Source organism: Micromonospora sp. NRRL B-16802, assembly GCF_001279555.1.
GTDB lineage: Bacteria > Actinomycetota > Actinomycetes > Mycobacteriales > Micromonosporaceae > Micromonospora > Micromonospora profundi.
Genome location: NZ_LGEB01000051.1, coordinates 16,697 through 41,090, shown reverse-complemented (window position 1 = coordinate 41,090; position 24,394 = coordinate 16,697). Strand labels below are relative to the sequence as shown.

23 protein-coding genes are annotated in these 24,394 nt (G+C 71.3%); 13 read left to right on the top strand and 10 right to left on the bottom strand.

Annotated features, from left to right (window positions below; all coding sequences use genetic code 11):
• Positions 1 to 72: 72 nt before the first annotated feature.
• The 6 genes from ADK66_RS09315 to ADK66_RS09290 form a co-directional block, all read right to left on the bottom strand.
• Positions 73 to 1,119 carry a LacI family DNA-binding transcriptional regulator gene (locus ADK66_RS09315; RefSeq protein ID WP_053653530.1) on the bottom strand — a complete coding sequence of 349 codons (1,047 nt, stop codon included), beginning with the start codon at positions 1,117 to 1,119 and terminating at the stop codon, positions 73 to 75.
• Between the two features lie 82 nt (positions 1,120 to 1,201).
• Positions 1,202 to 2,635 carry a GH1 family beta-glucosidase gene (locus ADK66_RS09310; protein WP_053653529.1) on the bottom strand — a complete coding sequence of 478 codons (1,434 nt, stop codon included), beginning with the start codon at positions 2,633 to 2,635 and terminating at the stop codon, positions 1,202 to 1,204.
• Entirely contained in the window at positions 2,632 to 3,474 is an 843-nt protein-coding gene (locus tag ADK66_RS09305; protein ID WP_053653528.1) for a carbohydrate ABC transporter permease, read from the bottom strand. Before ADK66_RS09305 ends, ADK66_RS09310 begins: the two co-directional genes overlap by 4 nt.
• 10 nt (positions 3,475 to 3,484) lie before the next feature.
• Entirely contained in the window at positions 3,485 to 4,459 is a 975-nt protein-coding gene (locus ADK66_RS09300; protein WP_053653527.1) for a carbohydrate ABC transporter permease, read from the bottom strand.
• Between the two features lie 109 nt (positions 4,460 to 4,568).
• The gene (locus ADK66_RS09295) at positions 4,569 to 5,858 is read right to left on the bottom strand and encodes an ABC transporter substrate-binding protein (RefSeq protein ID WP_053653526.1); all 1,290 of its coding nucleotides are present in this window, start codon (positions 5,856 to 5,858) and stop codon (positions 4,569 to 4,571) included.
• Between the two features lie 271 nt (positions 5,859 to 6,129).
• A complete protein-coding gene (locus ADK66_RS09290; RefSeq protein WP_053653525.1) occupies positions 6,130 to 6,675 on the bottom strand; it encodes a plasmid pRiA4b ORF-3 family protein in 546 nt (181 codons plus the stop codon).
• Between the two features lie 150 nt (positions 6,676 to 6,825).
• On the opposite strand from ADK66_RS09290, the gene ADK66_RS09285 reads away from it, so the two are divergent.
• The 10 genes from ADK66_RS09285 (at position 6,826) to ADK66_RS09240 (ending at position 18,505) form a co-directional block, all read left to right on the top strand.
• Positions 6,826 to 7,572 carry a pyrimidine reductase family protein gene (locus ADK66_RS09285; protein ID WP_053653524.1) on the top strand — a complete coding sequence of 249 codons (747 nt, stop codon included), beginning with the start codon at positions 6,826 to 6,828 and terminating at the stop codon, positions 7,570 to 7,572.
• A gap of 164 nt (positions 7,573 to 7,736) precedes the next feature.
• A complete protein-coding gene (locus ADK66_RS09280; protein ID WP_053653523.1) occupies positions 7,737 to 9,488 on the top strand; it encodes an ATP-binding protein in 1,752 nt (583 codons plus the stop codon).
• Positions 9,489 to 9,505: 17 nt separating this feature from the next.
• Positions 9,506 to 10,654, top strand: coding sequence for an exonuclease SbcCD subunit D (locus ADK66_RS09275; protein ID WP_053653522.1), 1,149 nt, complete (start codon positions 9,506 to 9,508; stop codon positions 10,652 to 10,654).
• The gene (locus tag ADK66_RS09270; protein ID WP_053653521.1) at positions 10,654 to 13,128 is read left to right on the top strand and encodes an AAA family ATPase; all 2,475 of its coding nucleotides are present in this window, start codon (positions 10,654 to 10,656) and stop codon (positions 13,126 to 13,128) included. Before ADK66_RS09275 ends, ADK66_RS09270 begins: the two co-directional genes overlap by 1 nt.
• A 55-nt stretch (positions 13,129 to 13,183) precedes the next feature.
• Complete coding sequence (locus ADK66_RS09265; RefSeq protein WP_053653520.1) at positions 13,184 to 14,143, top strand: hypothetical protein; 960 nt, start codon at positions 13,184 to 13,186, stop codon at positions 14,141 to 14,143.
• Between the two features lie 15 nt (positions 14,144 to 14,158).
• Positions 14,159 to 15,016 carry a spermidine synthase gene (locus ADK66_RS09260; protein ID WP_053653519.1) on the top strand — a complete coding sequence of 286 codons (858 nt, stop codon included), beginning with the start codon at positions 14,159 to 14,161 and terminating at the stop codon, positions 15,014 to 15,016.
• A 114-nt stretch (positions 15,017 to 15,130) separates the two neighbouring features.
• On the top strand, positions 15,131 to 15,823 hold the full coding sequence (locus ADK66_RS09255; RefSeq protein ID WP_053653658.1) for a sigma-70 family RNA polymerase sigma factor: 693 nt from the start codon (positions 15,131 to 15,133) through the stop codon (positions 15,821 to 15,823).
• Entirely contained in the window at positions 15,820 to 16,602 is a 783-nt protein-coding gene (locus tag ADK66_RS09250; RefSeq protein ID WP_053653518.1) for an anti-sigma factor, read from the top strand. Before ADK66_RS09255 ends, ADK66_RS09250 begins: the two co-directional genes overlap by 4 nt.
• A gap of 205 nt (positions 16,603 to 16,807) precedes the next feature.
• Complete coding sequence (locus tag ADK66_RS09245; protein ID WP_053653517.1) at positions 16,808 to 17,455, top strand: hypothetical protein; 648 nt, start codon at positions 16,808 to 16,810, stop codon at positions 17,453 to 17,455.
• Between the two features lie 129 nt (positions 17,456 to 17,584).
• On the top strand, positions 17,585 to 18,505 hold the full coding sequence (locus tag ADK66_RS09240) for a DNA-3-methyladenine glycosylase (protein ID WP_053653516.1): 921 nt from the start codon (positions 17,585 to 17,587) through the stop codon (positions 18,503 to 18,505).
• Positions 18,506 to 18,530: 25 nt separating this feature from the next.
• Here the strand turns inward: ADK66_RS09240 and ADK66_RS09235 are convergent, their stop codons facing one another.
• Together ADK66_RS09235 and ADK66_RS09230 are read right to left on the bottom strand one after the other, a co-directional pair.
• A complete protein-coding gene (locus tag ADK66_RS09235; protein ID WP_053653515.1) occupies positions 18,531 to 18,953 on the bottom strand; it encodes an SRPBCC family protein in 423 nt (140 codons plus the stop codon).
• Between the two features lie 112 nt (positions 18,954 to 19,065).
• Complete coding sequence (locus ADK66_RS09230) at positions 19,066 to 19,278, bottom strand: hypothetical protein (RefSeq protein ID WP_053653514.1); 213 nt, start codon at positions 19,276 to 19,278, stop codon at positions 19,066 to 19,068.
• A gap of 135 nt (positions 19,279 to 19,413) precedes the next feature.
• Here ADK66_RS09230 and ADK66_RS09225 point away from each other — a divergent pair, with 135 nt between their 5' ends.
• The 3 genes from ADK66_RS09225 to ADK66_RS09215 all read left to right on the top strand — a co-directional run bounded on the left by ADK66_RS09225 (position 19,414) and on the right by ADK66_RS09215 (position 22,634).
• Complete coding sequence (locus ADK66_RS09225) at positions 19,414 to 20,529, top strand: ATP-dependent DNA ligase (RefSeq protein WP_053653513.1); 1,116 nt, start codon at positions 19,414 to 19,416, stop codon at positions 20,527 to 20,529.
• 103 nt (positions 20,530 to 20,632) lie between these two features.
• Positions 20,633 to 22,159, top strand: a complete 1,527-nt coding sequence (locus ADK66_RS09220; RefSeq protein WP_157552371.1) for an alpha/beta hydrolase — start codon at positions 20,633 to 20,635, stop codon at positions 22,157 to 22,159.
• A 22-nt stretch (positions 22,160 to 22,181) separates the two neighbouring features.
• Complete coding sequence (locus tag ADK66_RS09215) at positions 22,182 to 22,634, top strand: GNAT family N-acetyltransferase (RefSeq protein WP_053653511.1); 453 nt, start codon at positions 22,182 to 22,184, stop codon at positions 22,632 to 22,634.
• 27 nt (positions 22,635 to 22,661) lie between these two features.
• Here the strand turns inward: ADK66_RS09215 and ADK66_RS09210 are convergent, their stop codons facing one another.
• Both ADK66_RS09210 and ADK66_RS09205 read right to left on the bottom strand, forming a co-directional pair.
• Complete coding sequence (locus ADK66_RS09210) at positions 22,662 to 23,384, bottom strand: ABC transporter ATP-binding protein (protein WP_157552369.1); 723 nt, start codon at positions 23,382 to 23,384, stop codon at positions 22,662 to 22,664.
• 14 nt (positions 23,385 to 23,398) lie between these two features.
• The gene (locus tag ADK66_RS09205; protein WP_053653510.1) at positions 23,399 to 24,394 is read right to left on the bottom strand and encodes an ABC transporter ATP-binding protein; all 996 of its coding nucleotides are present in this window, start codon (positions 24,392 to 24,394) and stop codon (positions 23,399 to 23,401) included.

Here is a 24,394-nt window from a genome sequence, read left to right as displayed (position 1 = left end):
GCAGCGCGGGCAGCGCGAGGGTGAGGGCGAGACGGGGCAGCGCGAGGGCGGGGCAGCGCAGGGCGAGGTGGGTCAGGCGGAGGCTCGGTGGATCAGCTGGGTGTCCAGGAGGATGTGTTGGGCGGGGATGTCTTCGCCACGGATGCGGGCCACCAGCAGGCGGGCCATCTGCCGGCCCATCTCCTCCACCGGCTGGAAGACCGTTGACAGCGGCGGGTCGGCCTGCCGGGCGACCGGCGCGTCGTCGAAGCCGATCACCGCGACGTCCTCGGGGACCCTTCGGCCGAACTCCCGCAGGGTACGCAGCGCACCGAACGCCATCAGGTCGGACGCGACGAACACCGCGTCCAGATCCGGGCAGGCGTTCAGCAGCCGGCGCATGCTTGTCGCGCCGCTGCCCTCGCTGAAGTCGCCGTACGCGATCAGGTCCGGGTTGACGCCGGACCCGGTGGCCTTGACCGCCTCGGTGTAGCCGGCCAACCGGGCCAGGCCCACCCCCATGTCCTGCGGGCCGGCGATTGTGGCGATCCGACGGCGGCCCTGGCCGGTGAGGTACTCCACCGCCTGCCGCGCTCCGCCAACGTTGTCCACATCGACGAACCAGGCCGGCTGCGCGCCGGGTTGCAGCATCCGGGCCGGCCGGCCGCCGAGCACGGCGGGCAGGTTCCGCTCCTCCAGCAGGGTCGGCAGCGGGTCCGAGTCGTGCAACGACAACAGGAGTACGCCGTCGACGTGCTGGTTGGTCAGGTGGTGCTCGACGCGCTCGCGCTCCACCGGTGACTGGGCCATCGCCAGCCAGAGCTGCATGGGCGTCTCCAGCAGCCCGGAGCTGATCCCCCGCACGATGCCTGCGAAGAACGGCTCGGTGAAGACCCGCTCGCCGGATTCGGACACCACCAGCGCCACGGAGTCGGTTCGTTGGGTGACCAGTGCGCGGGCCGCCCTGTTCGGGACGTACCCCAGCTCGGCGATCGCCTGTTGGACCGCGGCCCGGGCCTCCGGGCTGACCTGAGGCGAGCCGTTGACCACGCGGGAGACCGTGCCCCGACCCACGCCGGCGCGCGCCGCGACCGCGTCGAGGGTCGGGCGCCCGAGCGACCGGGTGCGCTGCGTTGTCATCGTCTGCTCCTCCGACGGCGGGCGGGCCTGGCGCCACCTGCGGGAGGTGGACACCAGGACCGCCCTGATGGCTGGCCCGAGCCTATTGTGCGGCCAGACCGTTGCGTCGGATCACCGAGGCGTACCACCTGGCGCTGGACTTGGGGATCCGGGTCTGGGTGTCGTAGTCGACATGGATCATGCCGAAACGCTTTGTGTAACCCCAGGCCCATTCGAAATTATCCATCAGCGACCAGGCGAAGTAGCCCTTCAGGGGCACCCCTGCATCGATTGCCTCGTGCGCGGCGCGTAGGTGGGCGTCGAAGTAGCCCAGCCGGTCGACGTCGTCGACCTGCCCGTCGACGACCTCGTCGACGAACGCGGAGCCGTTCTCGGTGACGTAGAGCGGCAGGTCGGTGTAGTCCTCGTGCACCCGACGCAGCGTCTCGACAAGGCCCGGGGCGTCGATCTCCCAGCCCATGTCGGTGACCGGGAAGCCCCGGCTGACGAACCGGACGTCTTCGCTGCCCGGCCAGCAGGACGGTGCCCGCCAGTACGGCTCCGGCTCGGCGCCCTCGGCAGGAGCCGCGACGACGTGCCGGCTGTAGTAGTTGATCCCGACCAGGTCCAGCGGCGTGGAGATGATCGCCAGGTCGCCGTCGTGCACGTGATCGAAGTCAGTCACCGTACTGAGGTCGGACACCAGATCCGCCGGGTACGACCCGCGCAGCAGCGGGTCGAGGAAGAAGCGGTTGGCCAGCCCGTCGATCCGCCGGGCCGCGTCCACGTCGGCGGGGGCGTCGCTGGCCGGGTCGACCGGGTAGAGGTTGACGGTCACACCCACCTCGGCAGTGGGCCGTGCCGCCCGCAGCGCCTGCACGGCAAGCCCGTGCCCGAGCATCAGGTGGTGTCCGGCGCGGACCGCGTCCGCCCCGTTCGACCGGCCCGGCGCGTGCACGCCCGAGCCGTAGCCCAGGAACGCCGAGCACCACGGCTCGTTCAGCGTCGTCCAGTAGCGCACCCGGTCACCGAGCGCGTCCGCCATCAGCGTCGTGTAGTCGGCGAACCGGGCGGCGGTGTCCCGCGACGGCCAGCCACCGGCGTCCTCCAACTCCTGGGGAAGGTCCCAGTGGTAGAGGGTGAGCCACGGCTCGATGCCGTTGGCGAGCAACTCGTCGACGAGGCGCTTGTAGAAGTCCAGGCCCTGCCGGTTGGCAGCGCCCGTACCGCCGGGCTGCACCCGGGGCCAGGAGACCGAGAAACGGTACGACTTGAGGCCCATCTCCGCCATCAGCGCGACGTCGCCGCCGAGCCGGTGGTAGTGGTCGCACGCCACGTCGCCGGTGTGCCCGGCGACCACCAGGCCGTCGGTGTGGCTGAACGTGTCCCAGATCGAGGGGGTACGGCCGTCGTCGGCCGCAGCCCCTTCGATCTGGTATGCCGCGGTCGCGGCACCCCACAGGAAACCGGGTGGAAAGGTCAGCCCCGGGCGTTCGTCGAGGACGTCGACGGCGGGTGGGCTGGCGGGGTTGCTCACGACTTGACGGCACCTTCCATGATCCCGCCAATGATCTGGCGGCCAAACACGAGAAAGACGATCACCAGGGGGATGGTGCCGATCGCCGTGGCGGCGAACACCTGGGAATAGTCGGTGTAGTAGGCGTACGAGAGGAAGGAGAGCGAGACCTGAAGGGTCGGGTTCTCCGGAGAGAGGATGGCGTACGGCCAGAGGAACGAGTTCCAGGTCTCCATGAAGGTCAGCAGACCGAGGACGCCGGCGGCGGGACGCAGCGCGGGCAGCACGATGCTCCAGTAGATCCGGAACGTGCTCGCCCCGTCGACGCGGCCGGCCTCGATCAGCTCGTCGGAGATGGCCTGGCTGGCGTACTGCCGCATCATGAACACGCCGAAGGCGCTGACCAGGAACGGCACGGTGACCGCGTAGAGGGTGTCGTACCAGCCCAGGTCCTGCATCATGCCCCAGAGCGGGATGAGGCCCATCTGGGTCGGGATCATCATGGTGACGATGATCGCCAGCAGGAGGGCGTTGCTGCCCCGGAACCGCAGTTTGGCGAAGGCGAACCCGGCCAGCGAACCGGTGAGCACCACCGACACGGTGACCACCGAGGAGACGATGATCGAGTTCATCATGCCGGTGAGGAAGTTGGCGGCGTCGTTGTCGAGCACCCGCCCGAAGTTGTCACCGAACGCCCCGCCGGGGGTCAGCGGCGGCGGCACGTCGTTGATGTTGTCCAGGCTGCGGCTGCCGATCACCAGCATGTAGTAGAACGGGTAGATCGACAGCAGCGCCGCCAGGACGAGCGCCATGTAGGTCAGCGGGCTGGTGCGCCACAGGCGCTGGGAAGCCGAGATCATCGATCTCTCCTCACTTCGCCGAGCGGCGGACGAGTAGGAAGTTGAACAGCGACACCACGACGATGATCATGAAGATCGCCCAGGCGACCGCGGCTCCGTAGCCGGCGGTGTTCAGGTTCACGATGCCCATCTCGTACATGTACATGGCCAGCGTCTGGAACTCCCGCTGGTTGCCGCCGATGATGTTGCCGTTGCCGAAGAGCAGGGGCTCGGTGAAGAGCTGCATGCCGCCGATCGTGGACAGGATGACCACGAAGATGAAGGTGGGCTTGAGCATGGGCAGGGTGATCTGCCAGAACTGCCGCCACGGGCTGGCGCCGTCGATCGCCGCGGCCTCGTAGAGGTCCTTCGGGATGGCCTGCATGCCGGCGAGCAGGATCAGGGTGTTGTACCCGGTCCACCGCCAGTTGACCATGGAGGAGATGGCGAACCAGGAACTCCACCGCTGCCCGTCCCAGTCGACCGGGTCGACACCGACGAAGCTGAGCAGCCAGTTGAACAGGCCGAACTCCCGCTGGAACAGCATCCCGAAGACGATCGCGACGGCGGCCACCGACACCACGTTCGGCATGAAGATGGCCATCCGGAAGAAGGTCTTGGCGCGCAGGAGGGTCCGGTTGAGCAGGTTCGCCAGGAAGAGGGCGAGCAGCAACTGCGGGATGGTCGACAGTGCGAAGATGCCGAACGTGTTGACCAGCGCGTTCCAGAAGTACTCGTCGGACATCAACCGGGTGTAGTTGTCGAAGCCGATGAACGAGTGGTCGCCGATCATGTCCCAGTCGTGCAGGGACATCCAGGCGGTACGCACCATCGGGTACAGCCCGAACGTGCCGAAGATCAGGAAGAACGGGGCGATGTAGAGGTACGGCGAGTACTTGACGTCGAGACGGTTGAGCAACCTTCCCCGGCGACGTCGTGAGGAGACGTCGCGAGAAGGAGGAGGTGCTGCTGGCGACGGCGGCGCCGTCGTGGCCGACAGGCTCATGCGAATTTCCTTTTCCGGCGAGGCCCGGGGGCCCTCGCGCAGGGTGCTACGCGGAGGGGACCGGCCGGTGGCGTCCGGGAAGCCCCGGACGCCACCGACAGGGAATCACTCAGAAGGCACCCTGAGTCTTTGCGTCCTTCGTGAACTGCTCCCAGGCCTTCGCCTTGTCGGCCTGCCCGTTCTCGAACGCCCGCAGAGCCGGCTCGAGCGCGTTCTCCTTCACCGCCTGGTGCTTCGGACCCAGGTGGATCGGCTGGATCTTGGCGACGCTCTCCCCGAAGATCTTGCCGGTCGGCGCGTTGCTGAAGTACTCGTTGGTGTAGCCGAGGAACGCCGGGTCCTTCAGCGCCTCCAGGTTGGTGGGCAGCGGGCCCTTGGCCTTGAAGGCCTCCACCTGGCTCTTCGCGTTGGTCAGGTACTCGGCGAGCTTCGCCGCCTCCTTCGGGTACTTGCTCTGCGCCGGAACCGCGAGCCACGAGCCGCCCCAGTTGCCGCCGCCGCCCGGAACAGACGCGACATCCCACTTGCCCTTGTTGGCCGGACCGGAGTTGTCCGACACGATGCCGAGCATCCAGGACGGGCAGAAGGTGGCCGCGAAGGTGCCCTGCTTGAAGCCACCCGACCACTCGGGCGACCAGGTGGACGCCTTGGCGGAGATGTCCACCATCGAGGTGGCGGTGTCCCAGGCGTTCTTCACCGCGGGGCTGGTGTCCGCGATGATGTTGTCTTCCTTGTCGTAGAACAGGTCCCCGTTGCCCTGGAAGAGCACACCGTTGGAGACGGCGGTGATCGAGTCGATGAACGCCTTGCCGCCGCTGCCCTGCTTGTACTTCAGACCGGCGTCGTGGAAGCCCTTCCAGTCCTGCCAGAGCGCCGACACCTGGTCGCGCTCGGTGGGCAGGCCAGCCGCCTCGAACAGGTCCTTGCGGTAGCAGACGGCGAGGCTGCCGACGTCGGTCGGCAGGCCGATCAGCCGGCCGTCCGGCGCCTTGCCCAGCTCCCACTTCCAGGGCAGGTATTCCTTCGAGTGGTCGGCGACCAGCGGCGCGAGGTCTTCCCAGTTGCGCGCGTTGGGCTTGAACTCGTTGAGGATGCCCTCTTCCAGGGCGGTGACGTCCGCCGCGCCCTTGCCGGTGGCCAGGTAGCGGACCAGCTTCGGCCGGTAGTCACCGAGCTGCGCGGTCTTGCGCAGCTCGACCTTGATGCCGGTGTCCTTCTCGTACTGCTTGACGAGCTCGTCGTAGCCCATCTCGCCGAAGGTGTCGACAACCAGCTTGGCCGGCTTCTCGCCGGCCGCCGGCTTGTCGTCGTCCTTGCCGCATGCCGTAAGACCGCTGACGGCGGTGATCGCGGCCAGGGCAGCGACCGCCAGGCGGGTACGCCGCGTGGTGAGGCGCATCTGTAACCCCTCTTTCGGTGGTGAGGCTTTCAGTCGGGTGTGGTGGGGGTGCTGGTGGCGAATCCCGGTGGGCGCTGCCACGGATCGCACCCGGCGCGCGGCGGGTGACCCGCACCACTCCGGGAGCGCTCCCATGAGATTGCCGGCGCGGTCCGGGGGTGTCAATAGACCGTTGGGAGCGTTCCCAGATCGTTACCGCCCTGTTTCAGGCGGGCACTCGCAGGGCTGATCAAGGGCCGTGCACACCCTGGCGAGGCCGTCCCAGGGACCGTCAGCAGAAGCGACGCAGCAACGTCGTGGTGACGGCGGGGTCGAAGAACGTGGGGTCGAAGCCGTCGGCGACCCAGTCGCTGAGCATGACCCGCTCCGGATGCGTCGGATCCGACAGGGCAGCCAGCAACGCGTGGTAGCCCACCGGGCCACCGATGCCCTCCGGCGGGCAGGCCCACTCGCCGTCCAGGCAGATCGGATACCGCTCGTCGGGATCGGCGGTCAGCGCGTCCTCCACGACGAGGTCGTGCTCCCACCAGTCCCCGAAGTCGTACGTGTAGGAGAACCGGCTGCCCTTGCCGAGCACCGCGTCCAGCCGCACGTCCAACTCGTCGTGCAGCACCAGGTCGCCGTCCGGGTCGGGCTCGCCGTACTGCACGGCGTCGATCTCGAACGAGTGCAGGTGGCAGTCCCGCCAACCCATCGCGTGCTGCACCACCCGGTGCAGCCGGTCCAGCGTGTAGCCGGCCGGCACGAGCACCCGGCGCCACACCGGCGGGCGGACGCCTGCGACGGACATCTTCAGCTGGAAGATCTGACGCGGCATGCTGTCCTGTCCTCCCGCGGCTTAGGCTGCCAGCATGATCTGCCGAGCGTGCCGGGCCCGGCGACACGACGACTGCCCGGGCCGGAACTGGTGCGACTGCCAGCACCGTACCGCCCAACCGACCCCTCCGGTCACTGGTCCGGCCGGCGAATGACGGTCGGAATTCCGATTCGACGGCTCTGGCCCGAGCCGTCGACCGAGCCGCTCGACGACGCCGCGCTGACCGCCCTGTACGGCCGCGCCGACCAACCCCGACTGCGTGTCAACTTCGTGTCCAGCCTCGACGGGGCAGTCACCGTGGACGGCTACTCCGCAGGGCTCTCCGGTGCGCCGGACAAGCGGGTGTTCGGCCTGCTGCGGATGCTCTGCGACGCGCTGGTGGTGGCCGCCGGCACACTCCGCCACGAGGGCTACCGGGCCGTCCGACTCAACGAGACCCGCCGCGCCTGGCGTCAGGCGAACGGGCTGGCCGCGTACCCCACGCTCGTTGTCGTTTCCGGCTCGCTGGACCTGGACCCGGCGCAGGCGGCCTTCGCCGACGCGCCGGTCCGGCCGATCGTGCTCACCCACTCCGACGCCGAGCCGCCGCCCGGCCTGACCGACGTCGCCGACCTGCTGCGCTGCGGTACCGGCCGCGTCGACCTGGCCGCCGGCCTCGCCGAACTGCACGGGCGAGGGCTGACCCAGGTGCTCTGCGAGGGTGGCCCGCACCTGCTCGGCGCGCTCACCGCCGCCGACCTGGTCGACGAACTGTGCCTCACCGTCGCGCCGCTGCTCGCCGGCCCCGGCGCCGGCCGGATCACCGCCGGCGACGCCAGCGCGCCCCGGCACCTGCCGCTGCGGCACGTGCTCGCCGCCGACGACGGCGTCCTCATGCTCCGCCACGCCCGCCCGTAGGAACGGAGCAGCGGGCACGGGTTGTCGCCGGCTGCACACCCCCTGTCATGAGTGTGACGGGGCATCGTGTCGTCCGCCGCGTCGCGTGGCGACCTGTCGTACTCCTCGGGCAGGATGCACGTCATGCGCGCCGACCGTGTTGCCCGACCGACCCACCTCGCCCGATGACCGACCGCGACCTCGACAGTCCGGGCGAGGCGGTCGGCCGGGTGCTGGGCACCGCCGACGCCACCCCGTTGCAGTTCTGGACGGCCGTGGCGCCCGGCAGTTACCTCCAGCTCGACGACGTGGTGGTCACCCGGCGCGAGCTGCCCAACCGGGAGCCGGTGACGATCGCCGGGGTGGTCACCCAGGTCCGCGCCCGCCACGAGGGCGCCCAGTTCGACTCGGACGTGTTCGCCATCGCCGACGGCACGCTGCCGGCGCAGGTGCAGGAGGCGGCCGAGGTCACCACCACCCGTGTCGACCCCGAGCTCTACGTGCCGCCGACCCCTGGCGCTGTGGTGCACCGGGCCGAGGGCGACGCCCGCGCACGCGCGCTGCACTTCGACCGGATGGAACGGCGCATCCCGATGGGCATGGGCCGCGACGGTGTGCCGGTCTACCTCAACGCCGACTTCCTCGACGGCAGCCGCGGCGCGCACGTCTCGATCTCCGGCATCTCCGGGGTGGCCACCAAGACCAGCTTCGCCACCTTCCTGCTCTACTCGGTGTTCCGCTCCGGGGTGCTGGGCGGCGACGCGGTCAACGCCAAGGCGCTGATCTTCAACGTCAAGGGCGAGGACCTGCTCTTCCTGGACCACCCCAACACCCGCCTGGACGAGCCGACCCGCGCGGCGTACGCGAAGCTGGGGTTGAGCGCCGGCGCGTTCCCCGACGTCCGGGTCTACGCCCCGCCGCGCCCCGGCGACTCGTCGGGCACCCCCGACGTGAGCAGCCGGCTCACCGGCGTCGACAGCTTCTACTGGACGCTCAGCGAGTTCTGCGCCGACCGCCTCCTGCCGTACGTGTTCGCCGACGCCGACGACGAACGCCAGCAGTACACGATGGTGGTCCACTCGGTCACCGCGCACCTGGCCCGCTACGCGCAGCCGGCCGACGGCGGGGTGAGCATCGACGGCGTGCGGCTCGGCTCCTACGGCGATCTGGTCGACCACATCGTCGACCAGCTCAACGACGACGAGACCCGCTCCGACTGGGCGGGCAGCGCGGTCGGCCTGGGCACCGTCAACGCATTCGCCCGGCGGTTGATCGGCAGTAAGAAGGACCTGGCCCGGCTGATCCGCGGCGACCTGGCCACGCGCCGCCCGCACTCGATCAACACGAGCGAGTCGGCGCAGGTCACAGTTGTCGACCTGCACAACCTGCCGGACCGCGCGCAGCGTTTCGTGGTCGGTGTGACGCTCAAGAGCGAGTTCGAGCGCAAGGAGAAGTCGGGCACCGCCAAGCCGTTGCTCTTCGTCGTCCTGGACGAGCTCAACAAGTACGCCCCCAGGGAAGGCTCCTCCCCCATCAAGGAGGTGCTGCTCGACATCGCCGAGCGGGGCCGCTCCCTCGGGGTGATTCTGATCGGCGCGCAGCAGACGGCGAGCGAGGTGGAGCGGCGCATCGTCACCAACTCGGCGATCCGGGTGGTCGGCCGGCTCGACCCGGCCGAGGCGTCCCGCCCGGAGTACGGGTTCCTCCCGCCCGCCCAGCGGCAGCGGGCGTTGCTGGCCAAGCCGGGCACCATGTTCGTCAACCAGCCGGACATCCCGGTGCCGCTGTGCCTCGAGTTCCCGTTCCCGGCATGGGCGACCCGGGTCTCCGAGGCGGGCCGGGCACCATCGGAGACGTTGCGTTCGATCACCCAGTCCGCCGACCCGTTCGCCGTGGTGGGCTCCGGCGGCGGCACCGACGACGACATCCCGTTCTAGGTAGGGCCGGTGCAACTGTGAAGATCCTGCACACCTCCGACTGGCACGTGGGAAAGGTGCTCAAGGGGCAGTCCCGGGCCGAGGAGCACAAGGCCGTGCTGGCCGGGGTGATCGACATCGCCCGTGCCGAGCAGCCGGACCTGGTGATCGTCGCCGGTGACCTCTACGACACGGCCGCGCCCACCTCGGAGGCGACCCGCCTGGTCACCCGGGCGTTGACGGCGCTGCGGCGTACCGGCGCGGACGTGGTGGCGATCGGCGGCAACCACGACAACGGTCCGGCGCTGGACGCGCTGCGGCCATGGGCCGAGGCCGCCGGCATCACGCTCCGTGGCGGCGTACGGGAAAATCCGGACGAGCACGTGATCGACGGCACCACCGCCGACGGGGAGCGGTGGCAGCTCGCCGCGCTGCCGTTCCTGTCCCAGCGGTACGCGATCCGCGCGCTGGAGATGTACGAGCTGACCGCCGCGGAGGCCAACCAGACGTACGCCGACCACCTGGGTCGGGTGTTGGCCCGACTCACCGAGGGTTTCACCGAGCCGGACCGGGTGCACCTGGTCACGGCGCACGTGACGGTGACCGGGGCGGCTGCCGGTGGCGGCGAGCGGGACGCGCACACGGTGCTCGGCTACGCGGTGCCGGCGACCGTCTTTCCGGCCAACGCGCACTATGTGGCGCTGGGCCATCTGCACCGGGCGCAGCGCGTCGAGGGTCCCTGCCCGGTGCGCTACAGCGGCAGCCCGCTCGCTGTCGACTTCGGCGAGCAGGAGAATGTCCCCTCGGTGACGTTGGTCGACGTCAGCGCCACCACCGCCGCCCGGATCCGGGAGGTGCCGGTGACGGCGGCGAGCGCGCTGCGCACCGTGCGGGGCACCCTGGCCCAGCTCGCCGAGATCGAGGCGCCCGACGCATGGCTGCGCGTGTTCGTGCGGGAGCAGCCCCGCGCCGGCCTGCGCGAGGAGATCCAGGAGTTGCTCCCCCGGGCGTTGGAGATCCGGATCGATCCGGAGATGCTCGCCACGCCGGGCAGTGGCGCCCGCATCGCGCAGCGCTCGGGGCGCTCGCCACGGGAGTTGTTCGCCGACTACCTGGACAGCCGGGGGCACTCCGACGAGGGCGTCCGGGAACTCTTCGACGAACTCTTCGAGGAGGTCGAGCACTGATGCGTCCGATGCGGTTGGACATGGCCGGTTTCACGGTCTTCCGGGACGAGACGACAGTCGACTTCACCGATGCCGATTTCTTCGCCCTGATCGGCCCGACCGGCTCGGGTAAGTCCACTGTGCTCGATGCCATCTGCTTCGCCCTCTACGGCATGGTGCCCCGCTGGGGTGGCCCGCGAGGGCTTGCCAACGCGCTCGCGCCGTCGGCCGCCGAGGCCCGGGTGCGGCTGGTGTTCGAGTCCGGCGGCGCCCGCTACGTGGCGACCCGGGTGGTGCGCCGGGACGGTCGGGGCAACGTCAAGACCGCGAACGCCGGATTGCAGCTGATGCCGGCCGGGTTCGACGTGACGAAGCTGGACACCGGCTTGAGCCCGGACGACCTCGGCGAGGTGGTGGCCGGTACGCCAGCCGAGATGGAGCAGGCGGTGCTGGAGGCGGTGGGGCTGCCGTACGAGCAGTTCACCAGCTGCGTGGTGCTGCCGCAGGGCCAGTTCGCCGATTTCCTGCACGCCAAGCCGGCGACCCGGCAGCAGATCCTGGTCAACCTGCTCGGCCTGGGCGTCTACGAGGACGTCCAGAAGAGGGCTTCGGCGCGTGCCGCGCAGGCGGAGGCCCGGCTGGACGCGGTCGACCAGTTGCTCGCCGGCCTGACGGGTGTGGACGACGAGGCGTTGGCCGAGGCCGACGCCCGGGTCGACCGCATGGTCGAGTTGGCAGGCGCGGTGACCGCAGCGGTGCCGGAGTTGGCGGCGGCCCGGGCGAGGGCTCAGGAGGCGGCGGCAGCCCTGACCGCGCTTGACGACGAGCTGACAGTGCTGACCGGGATCAAGGCACCGCGCGGGGTGGCCGAGGTGGCCCGCGCGGTGAGTGCGGCGCGGGCCGAGGCCGAGGCTGCAGCCACCGCCGTGTCGCTTGCCGAGGAGCGCGAGGAGAAACTGCGCGGCGAGTTGGCCCGCGCCGGGGACGAGAGCGCGCTGCGAATGCTGCTGCGGGCGTACGACGATCGGGACCGACTGACCGGCGAGGCCGAGACGGTCCGGGCGACGGTGCGCGCGGCGCACGACGAGCACACGGCGGCGGTGGCCGCGCTGGCCGCCGCCCGCGTGGACGCCGAACGGGCCGACGCCGAGTTGGAGGCGGCGTTCCGGGCGCACGAGGAGGCGAAGGCCACCGACCTGGCGGTGAGCCTGCGGACGCACCTGCATCCGGGCGCGCCGTGCCCGGTCTGCGAGCAGCCGGTGGCGCAGGTGCCTGCGGTGCCGGCCGACTCGGCGGTGGCCGCCGCTACGGCGGCGGGCAAAGCGGCGCGGGCCGCCACCAAGGCCGCCCAGGCGACCGTGCAGCAGCGGGACGCGGCGGCGCGCGACCTGGAGCGGTTGTTGGTGCAGGCCCGTGCCCGGCAGGAGCAGGTGGACGCCCGGCTGGCCGACCTCGACGGGCAACTCGCCGGCGCGGCCGAGCCGGCGGTGCTGCACCGGGAGTTGGCCGAGCACGCCCGGCTGCGGCGCGCCCTGGACGAGGCGGCGACCGCCGTGCGGGCCGGCCGGGACAGCGCCCGCCAGGCCCGTGCCGGGGTGGACGCCGCCGAGGAGCGGTTGCGCGCTTCCTGGCGGGCCTTCGACGCCGCCCGCGACGGGCTGGCCCGGTTCGGACCGCCCGCCACCGACAGGGACGACGTGGCCGCCGCGTGGACGGCGCTGACGGGTTGGGCGAGCACCGAGGTGGAGCGCCGACGTGCCGACCGGGCCGCTCGGGCCGGTGTCGTCGCGGAGGCCGAGGCGGCTGCCGACGCGGTGCAGCAGGGCATCGCCGCCATCTTCGCGACGGCCGACGTGCCGGTCGCCGACGATCCGGTGCGTGCGGCGACGGTTGCGGTGGAGCGGGCCGAGGGTGACAGGCGTCGGCTGGCCGAGCGGCGCGAGCAGGCCGGGGCGCTGCGGGAGCAGCGGGCCGGTCACGAGCGGGAGGCTCAGGTGGCGCGCGCTCTCGCCGGGCACCTGCGGGCCAACAACTTCGAGCGGTGGCTGCTGGCCGAGGCGTTGGATCTGCTTGTCGACGGCGCGTCGGGCATCCTGCGGGAGTTGTCCTCCGGCCAGTACGAGCTGGTGCACGACAAGGGCGAGTTCTTCGTGGTCGACCAGCACGACGCCGGACTGCGTCGCGGTGTACGCACCCTGTCCGGCGGTGAGACGTTCCAGGCGTCGCTGGCGTTGGCCCTCGCGCTCTCCGAGCAGTTGGCCGGCATGTCGACGACAGCGGCGAGCCTGGAGTCGATCGTCCTGGACGAGGGTTTCGGCACCTTGGACGCTGCCACTTTGGACACGGTGGCCGCGACCCTGGAAAACCTGGCCGCCCGGGGTGACCGGATGGTCGGCGTGGTCACGCACGTCCCGGCGCTTGCCGAACGCATCCCGGTCCGCTTCGAGGTGCGCAAGGATGCCCGTTCGGCGCGGGTCGAGCGGACGGGCCGGTGAGCGCGAGGAGCGCAGCGCAGCGGAGCCCCGCAGTCGCGAACGAAAGGCTGGCCCGGTGAGCGACGCGGCTTTCTTCGTCGACTCGTGGGATCCGGCCTACGGCGCGTCGTTCGAGGCGTCCGCGTCGGGGCCGGCCGCGCCGAGCAGCGCGCAGGTAGACGCGGACGTGGAGTTGCCCGCCGTGGACTGGCGGGCGATCGGGGTACGCGCGGGCGTGCGGTCACCGGACGTGGTGCTGCTTGTCGACGGGGTCCGCCGGATCGACGCGAGCATCTGGACGGCCGAGGCCGACGGGGGGTCGTTCCCGGGGTTGGCCGCCTCGTACGCGGCGGGGGTGGTCCGCTGCGATCTGGGTCGGGGTGCGGCGCAGCTGGCCGGGACCCGGGTCGGTCGGGGTTTGTTCACGGCGAGCCCGTCGGCGCAGGACGTGGTGGCGGGGGCGATCCGCTATCCGGTGCACCGGGTGGGTGGCACTGGTGAGCTGGCGAAGCTGCCTGCGGCCGTGCAGGGCCCGTTGACGGCGCTGGAGGTGGCGGTGTCCGACGCCGCCCGGGTCGACGGGGACCTGCTGGTGGTGGACGGCCCGCTGCGGAGCCGCCGGCAGTTGCCGCGCACGTTGGGTTACATCAAGACCCAGCACAGCCAGTACCTGGATGCCCGGTTGACGGCGGTGGTGACCGGTCTGGCGTCGGGTGAGCGTTCGCCGGTGTTCCGGCTCGGCACGGCCTGGGGCGGCTGGTCGTGGTATTTGCGGCTGCCGGTGGCGCTCGGGGCGCCGTGGGCGGGCATCGTGCGGGTGGAGTGTTCGGCCGACCTTCCCGTGGAGGCGGCGATCGAGCTGGCCGACCTGTCGCTTGTCACCCTGCCCCGGTTCGCGTCCACGCCGTACAAGGATCCGCGGGCCCCGCAGAACCTGGTCCCGATCGCCGGGCTGGAGCGCCGCCTGCGGGCGCTGCTCGGTGATTCCCGGCTGCTGCACCGCGCGTTGACCGCCGCGGCCCGCGTCGGCCGTTGATCGGGTCTGGTCACTGTGGGGCGTAAGCGGGCGACTGACCGGCTGGTGGAGCAGGTGGACACCGGGCAGGCGGAGCTTGTTCCGGACCCGGATCGGGCGGGTTCGTGGACGCTGCTGCTGGACGGCGCGCCGCAGTCGCACGTCGATCTGACCGACCCCACACATCTGGAGTTCGAGTACGTCCGGCGGCTGGCCGCCGCACTGGACCTGATCGCGCCTGCCGGCCAGCCGCTGCGGGTGCTGCACCTCGGTGGCGGTGCGCTGACCCTGCCCCGGTACGTCGCCGCGACCCGACCGAAATCCACGCAGCGGGTGTCCGAGGTGGACGGTTCGCTCGTGGAGTTGGTGCGTCGAGCGTTGCCCTGGCCGGCCGATGCCCGGCTGCGGGTGCGCGTGGAGGATGCGCGGGCCGTGTTGGCCTCGACGCGGGACGCCAGCTACGACGTGGTGGTCGCCGACGTCTTCGCCGGTGCCCGTACCCCGGCGCATCTCACCTCTGTGGAGTACGCCGCCGAGGTGGCCCGTGTGCTCAGCCCGGCGGGCTGGTATCTGGCGAACCTTGCCGACGGCCCGCCGCTGCGGCACGCCCGTGGTCAGGTCGCCACGGTCCGCGCGGTGCTGCCGCAGGCGTGCCTGGTCGGGGACGCGGCGGTGCTGCGTGGCCGCCGGTACGGCAATCTGGTGCTGGTGGCGGGCCGGTCCACTCCCCCGGTGCCCGAGTTGACCCGGCGGGCGGCGGGTGACTGGTTTCCCGGTCGGGTGGTGGCCGGCGACGACCTGGACCGTTTCGTCGGTGGCGCACAGGTGGTGCGTGATGCCGACGCGACAGGCTCGGATCCGCCGCCGCCGGGCCTGTTCTCCGTCCGTCGCTGACGTCGCCGCAGAACTTTTTCCCCGGATTGTTGATCCGCTCGCCTCCCCGGTGCGTACCACCGGGCGGCTCGCCTTGTGGGGGCGGCGGTGGTAACGGACATCCCGGAGGTCTGCATGCATGCGGTGGCGGCCGGTTGGCATGGGGACGCGGTTCGCGCTGACTGGTTGTCGGCGCGGTCGTCGTCGAGGCCGACTTCGTCTGCCCGTGGGGTCGACGCCCGGGCGTCGTCTCGCCAGAATGGTCCGGTGACGCCCCGATCGGCGCCCGGGCGCCACCAGGCGACGACCTCCGAGGCCAGCCACTCTGACCAGTTGATCCGGCTGCTGTACGCGGAACACGCTGGCCCGTTGCTGATGTTCGTCATGCGGCTCACCGGGGGGGACCGGCAGCGCGCGGAGGACATCGTGCAGGAGACGCTGCTGCGGGCCTGGCGCAACGCGCATCGCCTCGGCACGCAGGGGCAGGGGTCGTTGCGGCCCTGGCTGGTCACTGTGGCACGCCGGATCGCCATCGACGAGCATCGCAGCCAGGAGGCCCGGCCGCCGGAGACGTACGACCGGGACCTGACGGCGTTCGCCGAGGCGGACAGCACCGACCGGGTGCTACGCACGATGACTGTGGCGGACGCACTGCGTACGCTCAGTCAGTCGCACCGGGAGATCCTGATCTCGACGTACTTCAGGGGGCGGACGGTGCCGGAGGCCGCCGAGGAGTTGGGGCTTCCGTTGGGCACCGCCAAGTCGCGGGTCTACTACGCGCTGCGCGCGCTGCGCACGGCTCTGCAGGAGCGGGGGGTGACAGAATGAGCCGACCGGATCACATGGACGTCGCGGCGTACGCGCTCGGCGTGCTCGACGAGCAGGACACCGAGCGGTTCGAGGAACATCTCGCCGCGTGCTGGGCGTGCGCGGCCGAGTTGGAGACGATGGTGCCGGTGGTGGGCCTGCTCTCCGACATCGACGGCGAGACGATGATGGCGATGGAGCAGACCGCCACCGATCCGGCCCTGTTGGATCGGACGTTGGTGGCAGTCCGGACCGACCGTCGGCGTACGCGGTTTCGTCAGTTGCTCGCCACTGCGGCGGCGGTGGTGGTGTTCGGCGGCCTGACCGGGTACGGCTTCGTGAGCGTGGCCGGGGACGACTCTCCGGGGATCGTCGCGGAGCCGGCGCCGAGCCCGGTGGTGAACGATCCCCCGACGAGCGCGCCGACGGCACCGCCGAGTGGCCCCGGCGTCGGCGGCACCGAGGAGGAGGGCGATCAGGTCGACGCCACCGATCCGACGACGGGCGTGCAGACGACGATGTTCCTTGTGGATCGGGAGTACGGCACCCGCATCAACTTCAGTCTGCGGAAACTGCCTGGGCCGCGTACCTGCCGGTTGGTGGTGGTGCGTAAAAACTCCACCACCGAGGTGATCTCGACGTGGTCGGTTCCCGAGGGCGGATATGGCACCAACAATCGTCCGCAGGGTCTCGAACTGAGCGCTTCGACGTCGGCGCGGTCGAGCGAGATCAAGCAGCTCCAGGTGCAGTCGGTCGACAGTCATGGTGTGGCAAGCCCGCTGGTCACGGTGCCCATGTAAGGTCGCGTACCCTGTCGGCGCCGGTCATTTTCCAATGACCGGCGCCGATCTGTTTGTGGTGGCGGAGAGGTCCCGCGTAGGGGCGTACGGATGACCGTCCCATTCGGTTCAACCAATTTGAGTGAAATTGACCACTGTTACTACTTCAACCTTGACAGCCCGCACTCCGTACCTATGGGTGAACTGCCAAGAATGAGGAGGGCACGTGGCACAGATGAAGCGGACCGTCATCCTGGTGAGCGCGATGGTCGCACTAACGGCCTGCGCTCCCGCGGGTTACGACGGGGCGAACACGAGCGCGGCCGAGCCGGTCGCCGTCGCCGCGGCCGAGCCCACCGCGGCGGCTGAACCCGAGGCGTCGGCAACCCCGGACGCGCCAGTCGCCGATGCGCCGCCGCCCGCGGACGTGGACCTGACCGAGAAGTTGATCGGTAAGAAGGTCGCCCGGATGGGCAGCGTCGTCACCGACCAGGACGGCTGGATCCTGTACCGCTTCGACAAGGACACCGCCGACCCGCCCGCGTCGAACTGCGTCGACAAGTGCGCGCAGGTCTGGCCGCCGGCCCTGACCGACGGAAACCCGGAGCTCACCGGGGTCTCCGACGACAAGGTGGGCAGCGTGACCCGGCAGGACGGCACCCGTCAGCTCACCATCGCCGGCTGGCCGGTCTACCGCTACATCGGCGACAAGAAGCCCGGCCAGTGGAAGGGCCAGGCCGTCGGCGGCACCTGGTTCGTGGTCCAGCCGGACGGCAAGAAGAACCTGAGCTGCCTGCCCACCTCCACGCCGAAGGCTGTCGCCCCGCCGGCGGACAGCGGAGCGAGCGACTCCGGTGGCGGCAGCACGTACTGATCCCGTACGCATGAAGGGCTCGATGGTCGGTCGTCGCCGGGGAGGGCGCGACCGACCATCGTCGTGTGCGCGGGGTCCGCTGGGAGCGGCGGTGACCCGGGCCGGAGCCCCACCTGGCAGAGTGGCGGGGTGACCGAGACCGAGCCCGCCGCGACCCGGGTGCTGCACCCGCCGGTCGGCTACCGGCTGACCGCGTCGGTCCGCGCCCTGACCTTCAGCCCGTACGACCCGTGCGCGCGCATCGCGGCGGGCACCTTCTGGTGGGCCACCCGCACCTCGGACGGCCCGGCCACGCTCGCCCTGCGCCCGGCCGGTGGTGACCTGATCGCCGAGGGCTACGGGCCGGGCGCCGAGCAGGTGGTGGCTCGCGCCGACGCGATCGCCGGGCTACGCGACGACCTGACCGGATTCGCCGAACTGGCGGCGGCGCACCCGCTCGTCACCCGGCTGGCCCGGGAGCACCGGGGCCTGCGGATGCCCACCACCGGGCAGGTCTTTCCCCGGCTGCTGCGCGCCGTGTTCGAGCAGAAGGTCACCGGCAAGGAGGCCTACCGGGCGTACTCGGCGACGGTGCGGCACTTCCGTGAGCCGGCGCCCGGCCCACTGCAACCGCTACTGCTCCCGCCGGAGGCCGCAGCGGTGGCCGCCACCCCGTACTGGGTGTTCCACCCGTTCGGCGTCGAGCAGCGCCGCGCCGACACGCTGCGTCGCGCCGCCGCGCTGGCCGACAGGTTGGAGCGCTGCGCCGACGCCACCGAGGCGACCCGCCGGCTGACCGCCATTCCCGGTATCGGCCCGTGGACCGCCGCCGAGGTGGTCCGGATCGCCTACGGCGACCCGGACGCGGTGAGCGTCGGCGACTACCACATCCCGAACACTGTGGCCTGGGCGCTCGCCGGGGAGGCGCGCGGCGACGATGCCCGGATGCTTGCCCTGCTGGAGCCGTTCCGGGGCCACCGGGGTCGGGTCTGCGTGCTGCTGGAGGCCGCCGGCATCCAGGCGCCGAAGTACGGCCCGCGCGCCCCGATCCGCTCGTTCGCCCGGTTCTGACCACGCCGTCGCAGCCCGCTCAGCGTCAGCCCTGCTCGCTTCGACGCTTGAGGCCCTCGGTCTCCAGCCGCAGGTAGCGCCGGAGCAGACCGCCGTACAGCAAGCCCACCGGCCCGGCCAGCGGCCCGGACTGGACGATGGCCAGCTCGACCCGGGTGCCGCCGCCCGGCAGCGGCGACAGCAGGTGTTCCCCACTGGTGTGCACACCTGGGGTGTCGGAGACCCAGGTGAAGCTCCGCCCCTCGGTCAGCTCGGTGACCCGCCACACCGCCGGCCGGAGCTTCGGCTGGGTCAGCCGGGCTGTCGCGCCGACGGCGAGCGGCCCCTGCTCGCCCCGCTCGACGCGGCTGGCCGAGGCCGTCCACTCTGGCCACCGCTGCACGTCGGCAAGCACCTCCCAGACCCGCTTGGCGTCGGCGGCGATGTCCGTACCCGCTTCGAACCGCATCTCTCGTCCTCCCCCGCGCGGCGCCGCCCGGCGCCGCTGCGCGAGGGAGACGAGCCGACGCGGCGAATCGTGACACGGGCGTCCGACGCCCGGCCAGGGCGCGCGGCGTCGGTCAGGCGGCCTCGCGCAGATCGGCAAGGCTCAGCGGGGTACGCCGGGCGAGCAACTCCTCAAGCTCCGGTACCGATCCGACCTCGCCCAGCACGTTGCGGCCACCGCCGAACCGCTCCGGGTATCGGCGGGTCAGCCGGTACCGGTAGCGGCCCCGGATCAGCTCGACGCTCACCCGCCACCGCCCGCAGCAGTCACAGACCCACTCGGACATCTCGCGAAAGTAGCTCTGACCTGCGGTTATCTGATTCGCCCGGTCGGGACGAGCGGCGCTCGGACGGACACGCCGCCCTCGCCTCCACCGTGATGTGCCTCACGACTGTCGGCACCGTCTGATTGACTGGTCGCCGTGGACCTGCCGATCAACCCGCCGGTCGAGCCGATGCTGGCCAAGAGCGTTCCCAAGCTGCCCACCACCGCCGGGCTGACCTACGAGCCCAAGTGGGACGGGTTCCGGTGCATCGTGTTCCGCGACGGCGACGAAGTCGAACTGTCCAGCCGGGGTGGCAAGTCGATGACCCGTTACTTCCCCGAGGTGGTCGAGCAGGCCCGCCGACAGTTGCCGCAGCGGTGCGCCGTCGACGGGGAGCTGATCGTGATCCGGCGCGACGGGCCGGGCGGCCAGCCCCGGTTGGATTTCGAGCTGCTGGCCCAGCGCGTCCATCCGGCGGCGTCCCGGGTGAAGATGCTGGCCGAGACCACTCCCGCCGACTTCGTGGCGTTCGACCTGCTGGCGATCGGTGACGAGGCCCTGCTGGACCAGCCCTACCCGCGCCGCAGGGAGCGGCTGGTCGAGGCGTTGGCAGGCGTACGCCCGCCGGTGCACGTCACCCAGGTCACCACCGATCCGGAGACCGCGCAGCGCTGGTTCGACGTCTTCGAGGGCGCCGGTCTGGACGGCCTGATCGTCAAGCCGGCCGACCTGCCGTACGAGCCGGGCAAGCGGTTGATGTTCAAGGTCAAACACGCCCGCACGGCGGACGCTGTGGTGGCCGGCTTCCGCTGGCACAAGTCCGGCCCGGTGGTGGGCTCGCTGCTGCTCGGCCTCTACGACGACGCGGGCGTCCTGCACCACGTCGGGGTGAGCGCGTCGTTCAGCATGGCCCGCCGTGCCGAGTTGCTCGACGAGTTGGCGCCCTACCGGGACACCGGCGGCGAGCATCCGTGGGTGCACGGCGACCACGAGCGCGGCCAGCGCATCCCGGGCGGGGTGAGCCGGTGGACCGGCACGAAGAACCTTGAGTGGGAGCCGCTCCGTCCGGAGCTGGTGGTCGAGGTGGCATACGACGCGATGGAAGGTGACCGTTTCCGGCACACCGCCCGGTTCGTCCGTTGGCGTCCGGACCGCGATCCCCGCTCCTGCCGGTACGACCAGCTCGACCGCCCGATCCGCTACGACGTGGACGAGGTGCTGCGCGGCGACCCGACCGCCACCGTGGACAGGGCCGCCACCGGCCCGGCGTAGCCTGGCCGTCGACTCGACACCGGAGGATCACGTGACCCGCACCGCCGACCAGCCGTGGAGGGCGACCAACCGCCGGGTCCGTCGCTGTCTTGCCGTTTTCGTCGTGGCTGCCCTGCTGACCGCCGGCTGCACATTGCCGGCGTTCGCGCCGCGCACCGACGTGGCGGGCGAGGCGGCACCGGCCGGCAGTTCGGCGACCTGGCGGCCCTGCCCGGAGGTGGCCGAGGATCTGGTCGGCCGGGGCGCGCCGGACATGCGCTACGAGTGCGCCCGGATCGCGGTCCCCCGGGACTGGGGCAACGGCACCGGAGCGACCGCTGGGCCGGGCGCCGGCGAGACCTTCGAGATCGCCCTGTTGCGGGCACGGTCCAGCAAGCAGCGCGACCGGATCGGCTCACTCGTCGTCAACCCCGGCGGGCCGGGTGGGTCCGGTGTGGACACCGCCGTCTACCTCTCCTTCGGCACCCAGTTCGGTGGGCTGCCCAGCTCGATCACCGAACGTTTCGACATCGTCGGCTTCGACCCGCGCGGGGTGGCCCGGTCCAGCCCGGTGAAGTGCATCTCCGACGCCGACCTGGACGCCAGCTTCGGCTACGACCCCGATCCGGCGAGCCAGGCGTCGTTCGACGGGTTCGTCGGGCTGAGCCAGCGGATCGGGCGCGGCTGCGGCGACCGTTACGGCGACCAGTTGCCGCTGTACGGCAGCGAGCAGGCCGCCCGGGACATGGACGCGGTCCGCGCGGCAGTTGGCGACGACAAGCTCACCTACCTGGGCTACTCCTACGGCACCCTGCTCGGCGCCATCTACGCCCAGCTCTACCCTCAGCGGGTGCGCGCGCTTGTACTCGACGGCGCTGTCGACCCGCAGCAGCGGCTGATTGCCGGCTCGGAGAGCCAGGCCCGTGGCTTCGAGCGTGCCTTCGACAACTTCGCCCGTTGGTGCGCCGCGAACGCCGCCCGCTGCCCGATCGCCCCGGACGCCCGCGCCGCTGTCACCTCGGCCATCGACAAGGCCAAGGTCTCCCCGGTACGCGGCGACGACGGGCGCGAGGCCACCGCCGGCTGGGTGTTCTACGCGGTCATCTCGTCGCTCTACACCGAGTCGGGCTGGCAGCAGTTGGCCCAGGCCATCGACCGGCTGGCCGAGGGCGACCCGAAGGACGTGTTCCGGCTCGCCGACTCGTACGCCGGCCGGGAGAGCGACGGGCACTACTCGAACCTGTTCGACGCCAACCTCGCGATCAACTGCGCCGACGAGACCGAGAAGCCGAGCCGCGACGAGATCCGCCAGTTGCAGTCGCAGTGGCGCACGAAGTATCCGCTGTTCGGTCCTGCGCTCGCGGTGGGCATGTTGAGTTGCGTGGAGTGGCCGGGCGGCCGTGACCCGTACCCGACCGGGAAGGCCGACGGCGCACCACCGATCGTGGTGGTCGGCACCACCGGCGACCCGGCGACGCCCTACGAGCAGACCCCGCGCCTCGCGTCGATGCTTGGCGTGGGCCGGGTCCTCACCTGGGAGGGCGAGGGGCACACCGCCTACCCGCAGACCGCCTGCATCACCGACGCGGTGGACGCGTACCTGCTCGACCTGACCGTCCCGCGGGAGGGCCTGCGCTGCCCGGCGCGCTGAATGGTGTGGCAGGCTCACCGGCATGAGCGACATGATCTTCCGGGAGGCGACCCGGGCCGACCTGCCCGCCGTCATCGCCCTGCTCGCCGACGACGTCCTGGGCAGGGCCCGCGACTTCACCGCTGTCGACGAGGCGTACGAGAGGGCGTTCGCGGCCATCGACGCGGACCCGCGCAACCAGCTGATCGTCGCGGAGCAGGACGGTGACCTGGTCGGCTGCCTCCAGATCACCTATATCCCAGGCCTCAGCCGGCACGGTGCCGAGCGGTCCCTGATCGAGTCGGTCCGGGTCCGCTCCGACCGGCGTGGGCAAGGGCTGGGCCGGGACCTGATGACCTGGGCGATCGGCCAGGCCCGGCAGCGCGGCTGCGCGCTGGTGCAGCTCACCGCCGACAAGACCCGCGCCGACGCGCACCGCTTCTACCTGGGCCTCGGTTTCGTGGCCAGCCACGAGGGCATGAAGCTCGCGCTCTGACCCACGTGGCCGGCCGCCGTACGCGGGTCAGCTGTCCACCAGGCGACCATCCCGCAAGACGAGTACGCGGTCGGCGAGGTCGATCAGGGCCGGGTCGTGCGTGGCAACCAGTGCCGTCATCCCCCTGGCGTGTACGACGGCGCGCAGCAGGTCCATGATGGACCGTCCGGTCTCCGAGTCCAGCTGGCCGGTGGGTTCGTCGGCGATGAGCAGGTCCGGCTCGTTGGCGAGGGCGCGGGCGACCGCCACCCGCTGCTGCTGCCCTCCGGAGAGTTCGTAGGGGCGCTGCGCCGCGTGCCCGCCCAGGCCGACAAGTTCCAGCAGCACCGCGACCCGCTGCTCCCGTTCGGCGGCCGGCACCTGCGCGAGCCGCAGCGGCACGCCGACGTTCTCGGCTGCGGAGAGGATCGGCACCAACCCGAAGGTCTGGAACACGAACCCGACGGTGCCCCGGCGCAGCCGCAGCAGCTCCGCCTCGCCGGCCGCGCTCACCTCGTGCCCGGCCACCACCACCTGACCGCTGTCCGGCTGGTCCAGCCCGCCGATAATGTTCAGCAGCGTCGTCTTGCCCGCGCCGGATCGGCCGCGAATGGCTACCAACTCGCCACGGTTGGCGCGGAACGAGACGTCCCGCACCGCGTGCACGGCGTGCTCACCGCGACCGAAGGTCCGGCTCACACCGCTGACCCGGACCAGTTCGTCAGAGTGCCCCCCGGGCGCACCGCCGAGCGGGGCCGCTCCCGTCACCATCATGTCCCGACGGCTCACGCCCGTGCCTCCCGTTCCTCCGACGCCCGGTCACCGGGCCGTACCTGCACATGGTCGGGCTCCAGATCGAGCCGGACCCGCTCCTTCAGCGACAGCGCGTCGACGAACGCCGCGGGCAACTGCATCCGGCCGTTGCGGTCCAGCACCGCGTACTCCTCGCTGATCAGCTCGGTGTTGCCGTCCGCGCCGACACGCGCGGTCCGGCGTACCTCGGAGGCGGTTCGACCGTCGCGGATCGCGACGGTCCGGCGGACCTGGCTGGCCACGGCGTGGTCGTGGGTGACGACGACGATGGTGACGCCCAGCTCGGCGTTGATGGTGCGCAACGCCGCGAAGACCTCAGCGCCGGTCGCCTCGTCCAGCTCACCTGTGGGTTCGTCGGCGAAGAGCACCTCGGGGTCGTTGGCAACCGCCACGGCAACTGCGCACCGCTGCTGCTCGCCGCCGCTGAGCTGACCGGGCCGCCGGTCGGCGCAGTAGCCCACGCCGACCATGTCGAGCAGTTCCCGAGCCCGTGCCCGGCGGGCCTTGCGGGACCGCTTGCCGGCCAACTGCATCGGCAGCTCGACGTTCTCCAGGGCGGTCAGGTACGGCAGCAGGTTGCGGCCGGTCTGCTGCCAGACGAACCCGACAAGCTCGCGCCGGTAACTCAACCGCCGCTTGGCCGACAGCGAGAGCAGGTCGTAGTCGGCCACCCGGGCGATGCCTGCGGTGGGCGTGTCCAGGCCGGAGAGGATGTTGAGCAGAGTGGACTTGCCCGAGCCGGACGCGCCAACGATCGCCAGCAGTTCACCCCTGTCGATCACCAGGTCGAGACCCTGGAGGGCGACGACCTCCACCCCCTCGGTCTTGAAGATGCGCACCAGGCCGTCGCAGACGATGTGGCCGCGCAGCCGGTCCTCGCCACCGGCCCGTTCGGCGGCACGTTGCGCGGCCCGCCGCTGAAGGGCGGCCAGGTCCGGCATGGGTTCGGTCTGTGCGGTAGCGGTCAT